Genomic DNA, 15742 nt, shown 5'->3' with positions numbered 1-15742 from the left:
CGCAATTAACTAGCCGGTAATTAAGTCACGTCTGCGGTAACCAAGATAACCGACAACGATTAAAATAGCGGCGATGAGTAACTGCCACCCAAAAGTTGCCATGTCAAAATTATGAACGGGAACCTTATCGATGAACCCAAAAGGTGTGATTTTTTCGGTCCAATCAGGTAATTTTAATAGTTTGCCGAAGTATTTTACAAAGAATCCGACGATTAAATATCCATAATTTAAACTGACTAATTTAGGCATCCAACCTAATAGACAAGTTGAAATACCAAGCATGATTAGAGTTGGAGACAAGTAGCCGATGAAACAATTCCAGAAGAGATCAAATTTCAAAGGTTGTTCCATAACGGCGTTACCACCAAGGTATAATCCCAAAATGCCAGCGAATAGAACCGCAATACTAGTAATGAATGCAATCAAAGTTACAGAAGAAAATAGTCTGAGACGACTAGTAGGTTTTGAATGAATAATTTCTAGATAGCCCTTGTTTTCGCCATTTTTTAAATAATTGATGAGAGAAATACCAGGAATCAAAGCTAAAACAGCGAAGACAATAATCAAAACACCAATGAACTGTTTGATTAACAATAAATTAGCAGTGTCAATGGCTTTGGTATCTAATAATTGACTAAACATCGGGTTAGTTTTGAGAATATCTCCGATAGTGTTAAAAATTGAACCATAAGTCATGCCTAAAATCATAATTCCGAAGAACCAAACTAAAATGCTGATTCGATTGAGGCGCCACAATAGTGAAATTGGTCCACGTAAGAAGACACTGGCGTTTTTTCGGCCTGGTCTAGTGGCAATCAAGCCAGAACCGATGTCACGATGTCCGTTGAGATAAAAGGCTAGGATTATCAAAATCGTTGAAACTACGAGCATGAAAAGGACTGGTAACCAGTTGTTATCTTGATAAGTTGAGAACTTTTCGACCCAACCTAAAGGGACAAACCAAGTATATTTGGGATGCGTTACGTCGGATATCATTCTAGCGATGTACATTACCGCAAAAATTAAATAAGCGAGTATCGTTGCGGAACGGGAGTTGTCACTCAACTGAGCTATCACGGCGGCCACAGTAGCGAACATGAAGCCAGCCGCACCTAATCCGATCCCCAATAAGAAATTACCATTAGTATCAGTTCCGGCTAAACCGGCAAATTGTAATCCAATGGCGTAAATCAGACCAATGCCAAAATTTAAAACGAAGCTTTCAATCAAGACCGCTGCTAAATGCGACATCCGACCGACTGCGTGCGCTTGAATCAGTTCTAAAACACCAGATTCCTCTTCGCCACGGGTATTTTTGATTACGAAGTAGTAGTTCATAATAACGGCGAAGATAGCCATAAAGACGGTCATTTCAGCCGCAAAGACGTCAGCACTAGTGTAAGGACCTTGAGGCATTTTCCCAAAGAGGGAGACCATTGCTGGTGTTTTGAGAGTTTTAACAATTTGGTCGATACCGGCTTTTGAACCATAAAGACTAGTGAATTTGCCAGCAACACCGACGAATAGAGTTATTAGGACTAAAGCCCAGAGTGATAGTTTGAGCCAATCACGTTTGAAATTAAATTTGGTTAAGAAAAGAGTTTTTTGAAATCGTTTAGTTTGCATGTTGATCCACCTCGTTGGAATCATAATAACGAAGGAATAAATCTTCTAGAGTTGGTGGTGTGGCTTGGATAGAGAGGATTTGTTTTTTAGATAGGTAATCCATCACGGCATCTAAATGTTCCGAATCGACAGCTAGAGTTTGACTACCGTTATTTTCCGTAACGACGTTATGGACACCGATTAAAGTTGGCAATTCGGGAGTAGGTTCGGCAGTTTGGACTTTGATAACAGTTCTAGTCAGATGTCTCATTTGCTCTAATGTACCAGTCTCGACGATTTCACCGTTACGGATAATACCGATTCGATCACACATTTTTTCTACTTCGGATAAGATGTGACTCGACAATAAAACGGCTTTGCCAGCTTGTTTGAGCTTGAGCACTTCTTGTTGGAAAACTTCTTCATTCAAAGGATCTAATCCGGAAGTAGGCTCATCGAAAATATATAATTGAGCTTCTGTCGACAAGGCTGCGATCAAGGCAACTTTTTGACGATTACCTTTTGAATAAGTACGAGCTTTCTTAGTAGGGTCGAGTTGGAATCTTTTAATTAACTCGTCAGTTTTTTGAGTGTGGCGATTGTGACTGAGTTTTAAAAACAGATCGATGATTTCACCACCAGTCAGATTAGGCCACAAGTAAACATCACCGGGGACATAGGCTAGATGTTGATGAATTTTAACAGCATCTTTGAAAACATCACGTCCAAAGATTGTTGCTTTACCACCAGAAGCCCGCAGAATTCCGAGAAGAGTTCGAATTGTGGTTGATTTCCCGGCACCATTAGGTCCGATAAATCCAAAGACTTCCCCGGGATAAATATCAAAAGTGATATTTTTTAAAGCTTGGAATTTACCGAATCTCTTTTGAAGATGATCGATATGCAAAGTTGGTTTTGGTTGATTAAACATAATAAATTACCTCTAAAAATGAAATATAATTCTTGAATAGTTCACTATTTACCGAGTATATTAAAGCTGGGTATTATGCTTGTCAATCGCGGAATAATGGGCTTTTGAACTATTTTGGGAGTCGATTTTAAAAAGATTGATAGATTAAGCCAAAAACTGAAATATTTAATAAAAATTTTTTTGAGGAATTTATCATGACTAATAATTTAGAACGTAAGAAAGATAAAAAGCAGACAATTTTAGAAGCGGCGACTAAAGTTTTCTTAGAAAAAGGTTACAAAAAAGCCTCAATAGCACATATTGCTAAAGAGGCGAGGTCTTCTCAAGTGACGTTGTATAAATATTTTCCAAGCAAGGTAGTTCTAGGACGAGCAGTTATTATTAAATTAATTATTGATGGTTATTCAGAATACGACAAATTACTAGATGATGATTCACAATCATTCGTCGAAAAAATGAAAGTAATGATGAGTAGTAGTTCGAGTTTGGCTGATGGTATCAATGATGATTTCGTAGTATTTTTACAAAAGGAATTCAGTAGTCGAAATGGTGATACTAGTGTAGTGAAAGTCTACAATCAATACAAACGTAATTTCTGGTTTAAACTGCTAGATCAAGGTCGTCAAGAAGGGGTTATAAGCGATGAAGTAACTAATGAAGGCGCAATGATTTTCTTAGATTTATTTATTAATTATTCAATGAATGCTAAAGAAAATGGTGTTGTTGCCTTAAAAAATCACGAGAAGGATATTATTCACTTATTCTTTTATGGAATTATGGGACGTTAAATTCGGTAATAATAGTTGGTAATCACGGAAATAATCACTCTTGAGTTTACCGAATTCATCAATTAAAGCGTGCAATTCTTCAGCTTGTTTAGAATCCATTTTGAAGTCCTTTTGGACGGAATTTTTGAGTTGCATATAAGTGGGCCGTTTTGTAAAAGTATGCAGTTGAGTGAAGAGTTTCATGGCATAGTTGTCGGCTACAAAGACAGGACGATGGAAGTAGTAGAGCAGTAACACGTCAGCTGTTTCGTTGCCGATACCTTTGAGAGCCAGTAGTTTTTTGCGAAGAAGATTAGTAGGGAGCTTTTCCCATTCATCGAAATCATTCACGTAGGCTGTTAAAAGTGAACGTAAGTAGATAGCCTTATTGTGGAAAAAGCCACTAGGTTGGATCAGTTGTTCTAAATCAGCAGAGGATAATTGCAAAATTTTATCAGCTTCAAAATTGGTTGCTTTTTTGAGATTATCTAATGATTTAGCGACATTTTTTGAGTTAGTATTTTGAATTAAAATCATTCCTGAAAGCATTTCTTCAGTTTTTTCAGCTGGCCACCAATTTTGTGGTCCGAGTTTTTTAGTAAGTAAGTTTAGTAGTTCATAAATATCAATTTGTGTGTACAAAGTCATTTCCCCCAAAGATTAATTATCTAATATGTTGACGGAAAAAGGGTGTATTTACTCTTGAATACGTTTTCATAAGCTTTTGCGATTATTTCAGAAAAATAATTGTGATACGATAATATACGCTGATTAATTATGGGGGTGTAATTATTATGGGTATTATTTTTGTTATAGGTTCTATTACGTCTCTGATCCTTGAGAAATATGTTTTAGCAAATAATTCACACGTTTGGTTGGGAGCTATCGAACCAGTAATTTCAATTATTTTCATAATTAGTTTAATGTTGACTAATTACATGAAATTTGATATTTTAAACGTCATTTTGGCAGTCGTATACGTTTCACTAAGCTTTATTTTCTGGGGACAAGGAAACGATTTATATCATCAAAGAGTCGTTAATCGAATATATGAATAAGTTTTATTCTATCAAAAAAGGACTTCACTAGAGTGTAAGACACATTCTGGTGAAGTCCTTTTTGTTAATAATCAGATAAAAGTGAACCAATCATTGCTGCAAAGATGAAGAAGTAAAGAAGTACTACTAATACGACAAGAGCGAATTGGAATATTCCAGCACGATTCCAAGTTGCTTGAACCGCTTTAAAAGTTTCTACATCACTGTAGTTACCTTTTTGCCACGCCCAAGTGTTGCCCTTAAATCCAACGACGAATATCCAAAAAATATTAAAAATTGGAATTAAGCAGAGTAGTGGTAAATAGGTTTTGTTACCAATTCCCCAGATAAAATTAAACATAAAGGCTCCCCAGTTCCAACCTTTGATTTCATTTGGTACAGCTCTTCCAGTTTCGTTCATAATTTTCCCCTTTTACAATAAATTGTGCAGTAAGTATATCGTAAAGAGAAATTTCTAACTACAAAAAATCAACGTTTTAGCAACAAAATTAATCCAAAGATAATCAAGACTATATAAACGTACTTAGTAAAATGCTGGCTGTCGATTTTTGAATTGATCCAATTTCCTAGTGGTATCACGATTAACAACAAAGGAATAACCATCGCTAATAGTTTGACGACTTCAATATTCCACATGCCAGAGGCCAGTTGACTCAAGACAACTAAACTGCCGACACAGACGAAATGACCTTGTAAGATGCCACGCAATTTGTCAGCGTCCCATTTTTTGGCTGTACCGTAGACGACGATGGGGACGCCGTGGCTGTTAAATGAAGCACCCAAGATTCCCGAAACGATTCCAGCTAGATAATCGTATTTGTCACCAATTTTCAAATGAGAAGTCTTTTGACGTTTTAAAGCATAGAGATTGTATACGCCATAAATTACGATAAAACTTCCTAATACTTTCATGATGATTTGTGGAGAACCGAGTTTGATAATCAAAATCCCAACAGGAATCCCCAAAATTGAACCGATAACTAGTCGTTTGAGAGTTGCTAAATCGATGTGTTGGCGATATTTCAAAGCTACCGGAACTGCTACGATCAAACCTAAGGCTCCAATCAAGGCGGTTGAAGTTTGTAAGTCAAAGGCTATCAAAGCTAGTAATGGCATGGTAACTAAAGCTTCACCGAATCCAAAAACAGTCCGCATCAAAGCTCCAAATAAGGCGATTAAAACTACGATAAAGTAAGTCATTAAATTTATCCTTTCTCAAAAATAAGAGGGCCAAGTTAAACTTGGTCCTCTTTTGTGATATTCTCTACAGAATTGGTGATAAGAGTCGTGAAAATCTTTGTTTAAAGTGGAGCCACATACCTTGTTCCTTGATAATTTCTGGCGTCAAAAGAATTGAGTCATCCATATCTTTTTTGATGGAACGAGTAATTTGGTGTGCGACTTTGGCATCGTAAATAAAGGCGTTAGCTTCGAAGTTTAATGAGTAACTTCTGAAGTCATGATTCATTGAACCTACAGAACATATTTTATCATCAAAGACCGATGTTTTGGCATGCAAGAAGCCTTTTTGATAACTGTAAATTTTGATTCCGTAAGTCGTTAGTAAATTAGCATAATATTGCGTTGCACGATAGATAAATGGGTGGTCTGGCATACATGGAATCATGATCCTGACATCGACTCCAGATCTTGCAGCAATCGTTAAAGCAGTGAACATGGCATCATCAGGTACTAAATAAGGTGATTGAATCCAGACACTCTTCTTGGCACTGACGATCATATCGATGAAACCATCTTTTAGGATTTCTTCACGGTTATCTGGCCCATCAGAAATAATTTGGATAGGCAAGTTGGCATCGGTATTGAATTTGTCAGATGGGAAGTACTTTTCCAAGAATTCCAATGGTTCGGCGTTGCGGTCTAGAGAAGCATTCCAGTCACGGAAAAATCTTTCTTGCAACAACAACGTGGCGGCACCAAAGATTCTTGAGTGAGTATCGCGCCAATAACCGAATTTTTCGGTGGTGTTGACGTATTGATCACCGACGTTGAATCCACCGATCCAACCAATAGTTCCGTCGACGACAACAATTTTTCTGTGCAAGTGATAGTTCAAACGAGTTTTAGCAATTACGTTTTTAGAAGTGATAAAAGGTAAAACTTCACCACCAGCAGCTTGGAATTTCTTAAAGTATTTAGGCTTAGTTCCACCAGAACCCCATGGATCATAGAGGATTCTGACTTCGAGGCCTTCTTTAGCTTTTTGCGTTAGTAAGTCTAAGAACTGGTCTCCGATATTACTCTTGATAAAAGCATAATATTCCACGTGAACAGTTTCTTTGGCTTTTTTGATATCTTCAAACATATTTTTGAACTTTTCTTGCCCATCGAAGAATAGTTCAATCTCATTGTGACGCGTTAGTGGCGCTTCTTCGGTCTCGTTGAAGAATCTTATTATGTGGTCGGCATAACGCGTCTCATCGTAACGAGAGGCGTTTTGAGGACGCTTTTGAGCAGCTATGGCCATTTTCTTTAGTTGGCTTAAACTGTAATGTTCTTGTCGGCTAATATTGAAGATCTTTTCTTGAGCAATCCCACGACCCAAGAAAGCGTATATAAGGAATCCGACAATTGGTAATAACACGAGAACCAAAATCCAAGCCCAAGTAGTAACGATATTACGAGGCCTGTGGAAGACAGTAATCAGTGCTGAAATTGTATTGACTATTAAGATAATGAGAATTAGCCAAATGATCCAAATATCAATCATAAAATAAATTCCCCTCTATTATTCTTAATAGAAAGTTTACTTCAAAATGCTCATAAAATCTAATTTTTAGAGTTTTAAAACAAAATAAAAAAGCCTAATAATAGGCTTTTTTTAATTACGATTATCACCGAAGATAATAATTAAACGTAGTAGTTGTAGAGCAGTTGAAATAGCAGCAGCGACATAAGTTAAAGCGGCTGAGAAAAGAACTTTCTTAACCATAGGAACTTCATCGCTATCGAGCATTTCACCTGAACTCAAAATCTTAATAGCACGACCAGAAGCATTGAATTCAACTGGCAAAGTAACTACTTGGAATAAAACAACTAAGGCGAATAACCAAATACCGATTGTGATCAAAGTATGATTCATACCTAACAAGGCACCAACGATGATCAAAGGAATAGAAGCGTTAGAACCAAGATTAACGGCAGGAACTAAAGCAGCTCTCACACGCATAGGCACGTAACTAGTTTGATCTTGAATCGCATGTCCACATTCGTGAGCAGCAACCCCAATTGCCGCAACCGAAGTAGAATCATAAGTTGATTCAGAAAGATTTAAAGTTTTATTACCAGGATTGTAATTATCGGTCAAATTACCACTGACTTTGTTGATTTGAATATTTTGTAACCCAGCATTGTCCAAAATGAACCTTGCAGCATCAGCACCACTGATTCCGTGATGACTGGTGAATTGATCATATTTTTTGAAATTATGATTGACGTACCATGATGCCCACAAACTGATAACTAAACCAATAATTATCAATAAATAGCTGGGACCAAAACCGTAACCATATCCGTACATATAAGTTAACTCCTCTTTAATGTATTATTTGTTACATTATATCCATTAGTTGTGAAGTTTTCTTGAACAATACGATCTAATTGATTGATTTCAATAGTTTGAAGAGAAATTTGATCTTTCAAAAATACTAACAGTCTTTGAGCAATTTCTGACTTTTCAGCATCTGTGACATCTTTAAAAGTAACCATTAAGGCAGCTTTTTGGTTGTCCAAATCTAAGTCGCTTAGAGAAATCAAAGCACTGATTTTTTCAGTATGTTTTCTTTGCAATAACCAGTAAATTCCATCGTTACGCATGATAGTTTTAGCACTATCAGAAATATACTTAGTCGTTGGATCGATTTCTAAGCCGAGAAATTGACTGACTTCTTTAAGATTGAAATGTGTTGGAAAATCCCAGAAGAAACTTTTCGTAATGAAAGGTCGATAGGATTTCATTTTTATATCTGACATTTATTTCCCTCTAATCAAAATTATTCGATGATCATACTCTTCTTGGCACTCTTGTGAAGTTTGTGCATGAATGGTTTCAACTTCTCAGTTGTTAGAAGTCCTAACAAGTAGAAACCAATTCCAAATGCCAACAATATAATAATATCTTTTGTGGCGTTAGGCCAATAAATTCCACCGACGGCTTCACGAATCAGGTTGACCGCATAGGTAAATGGCAAGTATGGGTTGATAACTCTGAAGAATCCATCGGAAAGGACAACAGGGAAGTTACCACCGGCACCAGAAATTGATAGCACCAGAATGATAATACCTAATCCCTTACCAACCGTTCCAAACATTTGGACGAGCGAGTAAAGAATTGAAATGAAGACGAAACTTACCAGCATACAGAATAGTATTAACCAGATCTTTTGTTTCGTGTAAGCATGCAAGATGAAAATATTACCAAGAGCAGCCGAGATAGCTTGTAGTTGGTTCAAGAATCCGAAGGTCAAGTAACGGCCATTGAATCTTTGTTTGAAGCTGTAACGATACTTTTGACGGTCATTCAACTTGAAGTGAACTGTGAAGACACTGGATAGCAACAAGGCACCAACCCAAATACACAAGGCTAGGTAGAATGGCGCACTGGCAGAACCATAGTTTGGCACATCGTAAAGATTGTCTTGTTTCAATTTAACTGGGTTAGCGAAGAAATCGGATTCCTTTTCAGCATCGGACTTCATTAATTTGATAATAGCACCCAAATCAACGTCTTTCTCACCTTTTTTGAGTAGGGTAGCTGAATGGTGAACGTCTTTCTTCAACTGTGGCCAATCGTTTTGAGCAAAGTCATTAGCAGTAGATAAGGCTTTTTCTAGTTCAGGAGTTTTGGAATTGACCAGATTTAGAGTAGTCGTTAATTCATTTTCGATTTGTGGTAATTGATATTGCACGAAGAAGGTAGCTGTAGAAAGTTTCTTCTTCAAAGTTGGATAGTCATTATTATAAAAATCATTGGCTAAATTAATACCTGTCACAATATTTCCCATGTTACCGTTTAACAATTGGTTGGCATCATGAATTTCATTACCAACAGCTGGCAATTGCTTTTGGTATTTTTGAAGGTAAGTCAAAGCTGTTTTCAAAACGCCTTGTGTATTGTTCAAAAGTCCTGGAATAGCAGGGATGATATTGTTGTTGACATCACTAAGAGTTGAACCAGCGTCCTTTAAGAAAGTACTGATATTAGTGATGGTATCAGAAACACTATCGGTAATATTGAGATCTTTGATTTCAGCAACACCACTAGCAATCTTATCGGATTGTGCTTGCAACTCAGAAAGCTTGTTTTGTAGTTGAGTTGTATCGAGATCTTGATAGTTGTTGATGATATCGTTAGCCTTGTCAGCTAGGGTTTCATTTAGAGCAGCTAAGTCGTTTAGATGTTTGATAGGTTTGTCAAAAATAGTAATTTGATCGTGGCCTAAGTCTTGAGCTAAACGGTTGAACAAGTCTTGTAAATCACTCAATGATGAAGCAATTTGACGACTAACTTGAGCTAATTGTGTCGCATCGCTAGCAACATTTTCGAGGACAGTTTTGAGCTGTTCTTTTAATTGTTCATTAGTTGGATCGTTTTTGATTTTGTCAATCAAGGTATTGGCGTTTTCCAAGGAATTGCTAATTTGTTTAGCAATGTTGTAAATCATGGATAGACCAGTATCAACAGTTGATTTGATGACAGGTAGAGCTTTTTGAATTTTTGGAATTAATTCATTTTGAACTTTGTTAGTAGCATTTTGAGCGTCTTCTCCGAGTTGTTGAATATCGGGGATGACGTTTTGAACTTTGTTAACGACTTGAATACCATTTTCGACTTGAGTGATACTAGTATCCATTAATTTAGAAATTTGGCCAAAGTCACCATCAATCTCATTGATTTGAGAACCGGCACTTTGAATTTCAGGGATTTTAGTTTGTAAGTCTTTGACAGCCGTACCACCAGCATCAGCTAATGGCAAAATATTGTTGATATTGGTTAGTTTTTGCGCATCCTGATTGAGTAGTGGCAAATAGCCATACATATCGTTGACTTGTTGTAATTTATTATTTAAATTTGGCACCATGGTGTTGGCGTATTGGACCTTATCCATGATGTTTTGTAGTTCCGGCAAGTTATCGTCAGTTGTGACTAATAGGGAAGACAGACGCCGCAACATTGGTAAATTGTGTTGAATATCGACTCCAGATTTATTCAGAACTTTCGTAATAGTTTTACTAATAGTTCCCATGAATTCACTGGAAATAGTCGTTTGTAAAGTCGTCGCCCCGGTTTCTGTCAATTTCGGGGCAATCGCATTGATTTTCTGGTTGACCGAGAAGACCAAAGTAGGCTTCTTAATGTGTCCTGATAAGAAACTGATGATGTCGCGTGAGAACTTCTTAGGTACATAAATACCAGCGTAATAAGAACCATCTTTAACACCTTGGTCAAGTTCTTTCTTAGAATCAACGAAAGTCCAACCTAATTTGTGGTTCTTCTTCAAGTTGTCGATTAATTGATCACCGATTTCAATTTTTTGTCCCTCAACTTTGACGGCTTGATCATCGGAATAAACAGCAACTTTTAGTCCACTGGTGTTTGAATATGGGTCCCATAACGCCCAAACGTTAAACCAACAGTACAAACATGGCAAAATAATCATAGCCAACATTAGTAAAGTGGCGGGTTTTGAGTGTAAAGTCCTCTTTATATCTAGTCTGAATAGCTCCCAAGCTTTGATAGAAATCCCCTCCAAATCTCCTAAAAACTAAACGGCGCAACGCAATTATATAACGTTATGGTAACGGATTATAGTAAATGAAACCATTAACCGTTTTTAAAATTTCAGAATCGTCGTGGAGCATTGAATGTTCTGCATTAGTCCCCTTAATTAAATATTCGTTATATTCTTTTACCCGTGGTTTGAGAATATATGAGATGGATTTGGCTGAAGTAACCGAAATGTATTTATCACTATTTGAATGGTCACCGACGTTTCCAAAAATATTTAAAACTCGTAGGTCATCTGAAATATTGTTTTTATTCATAAATATTCTAAAATATGTAGGACTCATGAAAGCAGGACGACCATTGGGACGAACTCGGTTGACGTTGGGAAGATCACCTAGTCCAATAATTCCGTTGAAAGGTCCTGCAATGAGCACTAGTTTTTTGAGTCGTGGCATATAAGGACGCATTTTTTCCCTTAGATTGACTAGAACTAAGGCGACTGCTCCAAGAGAGTGTCCAATGGCGTCATATGTAGTAAATTCATGCTTTAAGCGTAAGTCAAATAAGAGTTTCACTAACCAATATTCCATTTGGTTACTGCCAACCCACTTGTTTTGGAAGACAACTTGCACAATTGGATGTTCGTCGTCAGTCCAAGTTCCTTCATATGTAACTTTGCCACGCCAGTTAATATTAGCTTTGAGAAATTGGTCTGATTTTTTACCGTTACATTTCAAAGCTGATTCAATCATTTTTTGTGTCGTATAGTCTCCACCACGAAATCCGTGGATGTAGAGTATCGGCCATTGTCCCTTTTTCATAAATTCACCCCAACAAGATATTATTATATAATTATTATTGAGAAATTTTAACCAAATGAGGTATGACAATTGCAAAAATATTATGCAGTAAGAAAAGGAAAAAAGCCAGGCATCTATTTAACATGGCCTGAATGCAAGAAACAAGTCGATGGTTTTGCCAATGCTAGATACAAAAGTTTCACAAGTCGAGTAGAAGCCGAGAAGTTTTTAACGGGAACGGATTCCTACAATAATAATAAGAAGAGTTCTCCTAAAAAAGTAACTAAAACATCAAATATTAATGATTTTGACGTAGTGATCTACACAGATGGCGGATCACGAAATCATGGCAATGTTAAAGGTGGCCACGTTAGAACCGACGACAAAGCTGCTTGGGCTTATCATATCAGTAATAACGGCCAAACATATGAAGGGACCGCAGGTGAGTTAGGTGCAACTAATAACCGCATGGAGATAATGGCCCTAATTCAGAGTATTATTCGATTAAATGACCTGAAAATCAACCAACAAAATGCGATATTTGTCTTAGATTCTCAATATGTCCTAAATGCCATTACTAAAAATTGGTTAAATGGTTGGAAAAGAAGAGGCTTCAAAAAGGCTGATGGCAGTGCTTTGGCAAATGTTGAATTGTGGAAACAACTAGACCAGTTATTGCCAACCGTTCCGAAAAAAACTTTCGAGTGGACTAAAGGACATGCAACTAATGTCGGAAATAATCGAGTTGATGAATTGCTGAACGAAACTATGGATAAAATGTAAAAATAGCCTTGTTAGAATGTAGTTTTACAATCTAAAAAGGCTATTATTTTGGTTAAATAAAATAGAACTAAGCTTTTCTCAAAACACGTACACGGATAAATTTCCCGATTTCAGTCACGATCAGAACAATAAATCCGGCGATAATTGGAATTCCCCAACCGTACCAGAAATTGATATTGGTTGTGTGGAAGATGTCTTGCATGAATGGTAGATAAATAATTCCCATTTGTAGCAAGATCAAGATTCCAATGATGTAAAAGGCCATCTTGTTTTGGAAGAAGTATTTAGAAATAACTGGATAATTATTTCTTAGATTAAAGAGATAGAAAATTTTACCGAAGATAATAATGTTAAGTGCCATCGTACTACCGACAACTTCAGGCAATCCTTGACGAGTTAACATATCAAAAGCCCAAATTCCTAGTCCAGAAATCAGCGCTGAAACGTAGACGATTTCGAAGGTATCTAATTTCGTCAGTAGACCAGCTTTGACATTTCTAGGACCACGAGCCATGATTCCAGATTCTGGTGGTTCGAAAATAAAGGCGAATTGGATCGTTAAGGCAGAAACCATGTTGATCCAAAGCAATTGAGCAGGATAAAGTGGCAAATCTTGACCAAGCAAGATACTAATTACCACGATCAAACCTTCAGCAAAACTAGTAGGTAATAGGAAACGAATTGTCTTACGAATGTTATCGAAGACGTGTCGACCTTCACGAACAGCCACTACGATGTCAGCAAAGTCATCATCGGCTAGAACCATATTGGCAGATTCTTTGGCAACTTCGGTACCTTTGATACCCATAGCGACACCAATGTCAGCTTGTTTCAAGGCAGGCGCATCGTTGACACCATCACCAGTCATTGAAACGACGTGTCCGTTAGCTTGTTGAGCACGGACGATTCTTAATTTGTTAGCTGGTGTAGTTCTGGCAAAAACGTTGTAATTATCGATTTTAGCAGTCAATTCATCATCAGACATAGCATCGATTTCAGGACCTGTGATAGCACGAACGACTGAATCCAAATCTAGTTTGTTAGCAATTGCCATCGCTGTATCAGGATGGTCACCAGTAATCATTTTGACCTTGATACCAGCCATACGTAGTTCGTGAATTGACTTTCTAGCTTCTTCACGAGGTGGGTCGATGATACCGACTAAACCAACTAAGTTTAAATCTCCAATTTTGTCTTTATCGATTTCTTCTAAGTTATCATCGACAATTTGATAAGCTAAGGCGACCACTCGTAAACCATCAGAAGCTAAATTTTTCATTTGATTGTTCCAATAGTCTTTATCAGTGTCTGATTTAGAAAGGTTCATGATAGTTGAAGGGGAACCTTTGACCATTAAAACTCTGTTTCCTTCAAAGTCCGCCAAACGAGCGGAGAATCTAAAGGCTGAGTCAAATGGCAGTGAGTCGATTTCGTCAACTTCAGGATCTTTACCAGTCATTTTACGATAAAGTGTTGTTAAGGCACCGTCAGTTGGTTCACCGTTTAATTCCCAACGATTATTTTCAAAATGCAACTGAGCATCAGTCGTTTGACCAGCGATATGAACTAGTTCTCTCATGTGTTCATCTTTTTGCCAATCATAAGTTTGACCGCCGAGCTTTAAGTCACCAGCGAAATCAACACCACCGTCAGCATTGTAACCAACACCAGTAACATCGAAGACGTGATTTGGAGTGACAACTTTTTGAACAGTCATTTCGTTTTTAGTTAAAGTACCAGTTTTATCAGTATTAACGATATCAACAGCACCCAAAGTTTCAACAGCAGGTAAGGATTTGACGATAACGTTACGCTTAGTCATTTTACGAGTACCCATGGCTAAAACAACTGAGGTACTAGCAGGCAATCCTTCAGGCATTGAACCTACGACCATGGTAATCACAGAAATTAACAAAGTAGGTAGGGTATAAGTGTCGATAAAGTAACCAATAATGAATAGAACTACCGCTGCAATCACAATAGCAACGGATAAACCAAAACCTAATGAATTCAAGTTTTGCATCAATGGGGTTGGTTTTTCTTTAACGTTTTCTACTGAATCTTGAATTTGACCAATTTCAGTATCGCCGGCTGTGGCAACCACGATTCCGAGTCCAGAACCCTTGGTAACAGCAGTTGAGGCGTAAACCATGTTCTTTCTTTCAGCTAAAGGAAGTTTGTCATCAGGGATGGCCTCTTCAATTTTTTCAACGGGATTAGTTTCACCAGTCAAAACAGATTCTTGAACACTCAAGTTATCAGCGGAAATCAAGCGCATATCAGCAGGGACAGCATCTCCAGCTTCCAGGTTGACTAAGTCACCAACAACTAAGTCACGAGCATCGATTTCTAGTTTTTCATCATCACGGAAGATGAAGTTTTTGGAAACTAATAATTCACGAATCTTTTCTAGAGCGTTACCAGCCTGTCTTTCTTGGACATATCCAATAATGGCATTAGCGATAATTACTAATCCAATAACGATTGAATCAGAATAACGATGCATTAAGAAAGTCATAATAGCAGCTGCAGCTAAAATATAGATGATACTGTTGTTGAACTGCTTAATGAATTGGATGAATTTGGAAGTTTTCTTGGTTTCTAGCTCGTTTTTACCATCACGATCTAGGCGCCGCTTGACTTCGGCACTAGTTAAACCTTTCTCCAAATCCGTTTGGTATTTTGAAGCCAGTTGTTCACTGGTTAATTGCCAAGTTTTTGTAGAATTTTGTATCGGGACATGATCCGAATCGGAATTTTCGGATGAAGTAGAATCAAAGACAGTTTCGTCTTTCATGTAGTCATTCCTCCTAGTTATTTAGATATTGATCTATCTCTCATTTTAATAAGATGATATTAACTTGATTATATATGGTTGAGGCTAAAAAAAACAACACCTTCACTAATTATTGTTTGTTAGGTCAGTATATGCCGTCCTCCATAGCAAAGAAAATTTGGCTGGAACGTAGTGGGCACGATTTTGAGCTTTTGCATAAACCAAGTGCGCAAAATCTCAAAACTCGGCCTTATTCTAAGCAACAAGTTGCTAA

General features: G+C 37.3%; 14 protein-coding genes. 3 read left to right on the top strand and 11 right to left on the bottom strand.

All coding sequences use genetic code 11. From position 1 onward, the window contains the following. Positions 1-9 precede the first annotated feature (9 nt). Positions 10-1626, bottom strand: a complete 1617-nt coding sequence (locus tag G6534_RS09485) for an ABC transporter permease (RefSeq protein WP_182082643.1) — start codon at positions 1624-1626, stop codon at positions 10-12. Further along, positions 1616-2536, bottom strand: coding sequence for an ABC transporter ATP-binding protein (locus tag G6534_RS09480; RefSeq protein WP_182082642.1), 921 nt, complete (start codon positions 2534-2536; stop codon positions 1616-1618). The genes G6534_RS09485 and G6534_RS09480 overlap by 11 nt, the downstream gene beginning before the upstream one ends. A 194-nt stretch (positions 2537-2730) precedes the next feature. Between G6534_RS09480 and G6534_RS09475 the strand changes: the two genes are divergently transcribed. After that, positions 2731-3324 (top strand): TetR/AcrR family transcriptional regulator, encoded by a 594-nt coding sequence (locus G6534_RS09475; protein WP_182082641.1) that lies wholly within the window; start codon positions 2731-2733, stop codon positions 3322-3324. Here G6534_RS09475 and G6534_RS09470 read toward each other — a convergent pair. Then, positions 3295-3951, bottom strand: coding sequence for an endonuclease III domain-containing protein (locus tag G6534_RS09470; protein ID WP_238788889.1), 657 nt, complete (start codon positions 3949-3951; stop codon positions 3295-3297). The two genes, G6534_RS09475 and G6534_RS09470, sit on opposite strands and share 30 nt — an antisense overlap. A 146-nt stretch (positions 3952-4097) precedes the next feature. On the opposite strand from G6534_RS09470, the gene G6534_RS09465 reads away from it, so the two are divergent. Next, positions 4098-4361, top strand: a complete 264-nt coding sequence (locus tag G6534_RS09465; RefSeq protein WP_182082639.1) for a hypothetical protein — start codon at positions 4098-4100, stop codon at positions 4359-4361. 64 nt (positions 4362-4425) lie between these two features. On the opposite strand, the gene G6534_RS09460 is transcribed toward G6534_RS09465, so the two are convergent. The 7 genes from G6534_RS09460 to G6534_RS09430 all read right to left on the bottom strand — a co-directional run bounded on the left by G6534_RS09460 (position 4426) and on the right by G6534_RS09430 (position 11930). Beyond that, entirely contained in the window at positions 4426-4761 is a 336-nt protein-coding gene (locus G6534_RS09460; protein WP_182082638.1) for a ribonuclease G, read from the bottom strand. A gap of 68 nt (positions 4762-4829) precedes the next feature. Further along, a complete protein-coding gene (locus G6534_RS09455) occupies positions 4830-5561 on the bottom strand; it encodes a sulfite exporter TauE/SafE family protein (RefSeq protein ID WP_182082637.1) in 732 nt (243 codons plus the stop codon). 64 nt (positions 5562-5625) lie between these two features. Continuing rightward, the gene (gene cls / locus G6534_RS09450; protein ID WP_059074965.1) at positions 5626-7092 is read right to left on the bottom strand and encodes a cardiolipin synthase; all 1467 of its coding nucleotides are present in this window, start codon (positions 7090-7092) and stop codon (positions 5626-5628) included. Between the two features lie 111 nt (positions 7093-7203). After that, positions 7204-7902 (bottom strand): zinc metallopeptidase, encoded by a 699-nt coding sequence (locus tag G6534_RS09445; protein WP_059074967.1) that lies wholly within the window; start codon positions 7900-7902, stop codon positions 7204-7206. Positions 7903-7907: 5 nt separating this feature from the next. Further along, positions 7908-8354 carry a hypothetical protein gene (locus G6534_RS09440; RefSeq protein WP_182082636.1) on the bottom strand — a complete coding sequence of 149 codons (447 nt, stop codon included), beginning with the start codon at positions 8352-8354 and terminating at the stop codon, positions 7908-7910. A 20-nt stretch (positions 8355-8374) separates the two neighbouring features. After that, entirely contained in the window at positions 8375-11134 is a 2760-nt protein-coding gene (locus G6534_RS09435; protein ID WP_182082635.1) for a YhgE/Pip domain-containing protein, read from the bottom strand. A 40-nt stretch (positions 11135-11174) separates the two neighbouring features. Continuing rightward, the gene (locus G6534_RS09430; protein WP_182082634.1) at positions 11175-11930 is read right to left on the bottom strand and encodes an alpha/beta hydrolase; all 756 of its coding nucleotides are present in this window, start codon (positions 11928-11930) and stop codon (positions 11175-11177) included. A gap of 69 nt (positions 11931-11999) precedes the next feature. Here G6534_RS09430 and G6534_RS09425 point away from each other — a divergent pair, with 69 nt between their 5' ends. Further along, positions 12000-12692 (top strand): ribonuclease H family protein, encoded by a 693-nt coding sequence (locus G6534_RS09425; protein WP_182082633.1) that lies wholly within the window; start codon positions 12000-12002, stop codon positions 12690-12692. A 67-nt stretch (positions 12693-12759) separates the two neighbouring features. Here G6534_RS09425 and G6534_RS09420 read toward each other — a convergent pair whose 3' ends face one another. Beyond that, entirely contained in the window at positions 12760-15489 is a 2730-nt protein-coding gene (locus tag G6534_RS09420; protein ID WP_182082632.1) for an HAD-IC family P-type ATPase, read from the bottom strand. Between the last annotated feature and the right edge of the window lie 253 nt (positions 15490-15742).

Origin of the sequence: Companilactobacillus pabuli, assembly GCF_014058425.1 — a bacterium.
In the GTDB taxonomy this organism is placed as follows: Bacteria; Bacillota; Bacilli; order Lactobacillales; family Lactobacillaceae; genus Companilactobacillus; species Companilactobacillus pabuli.
Note: the sequence above shows the minus strand (reverse complement) of the source record. Positions and strands in the feature narration are given on the sequence as shown.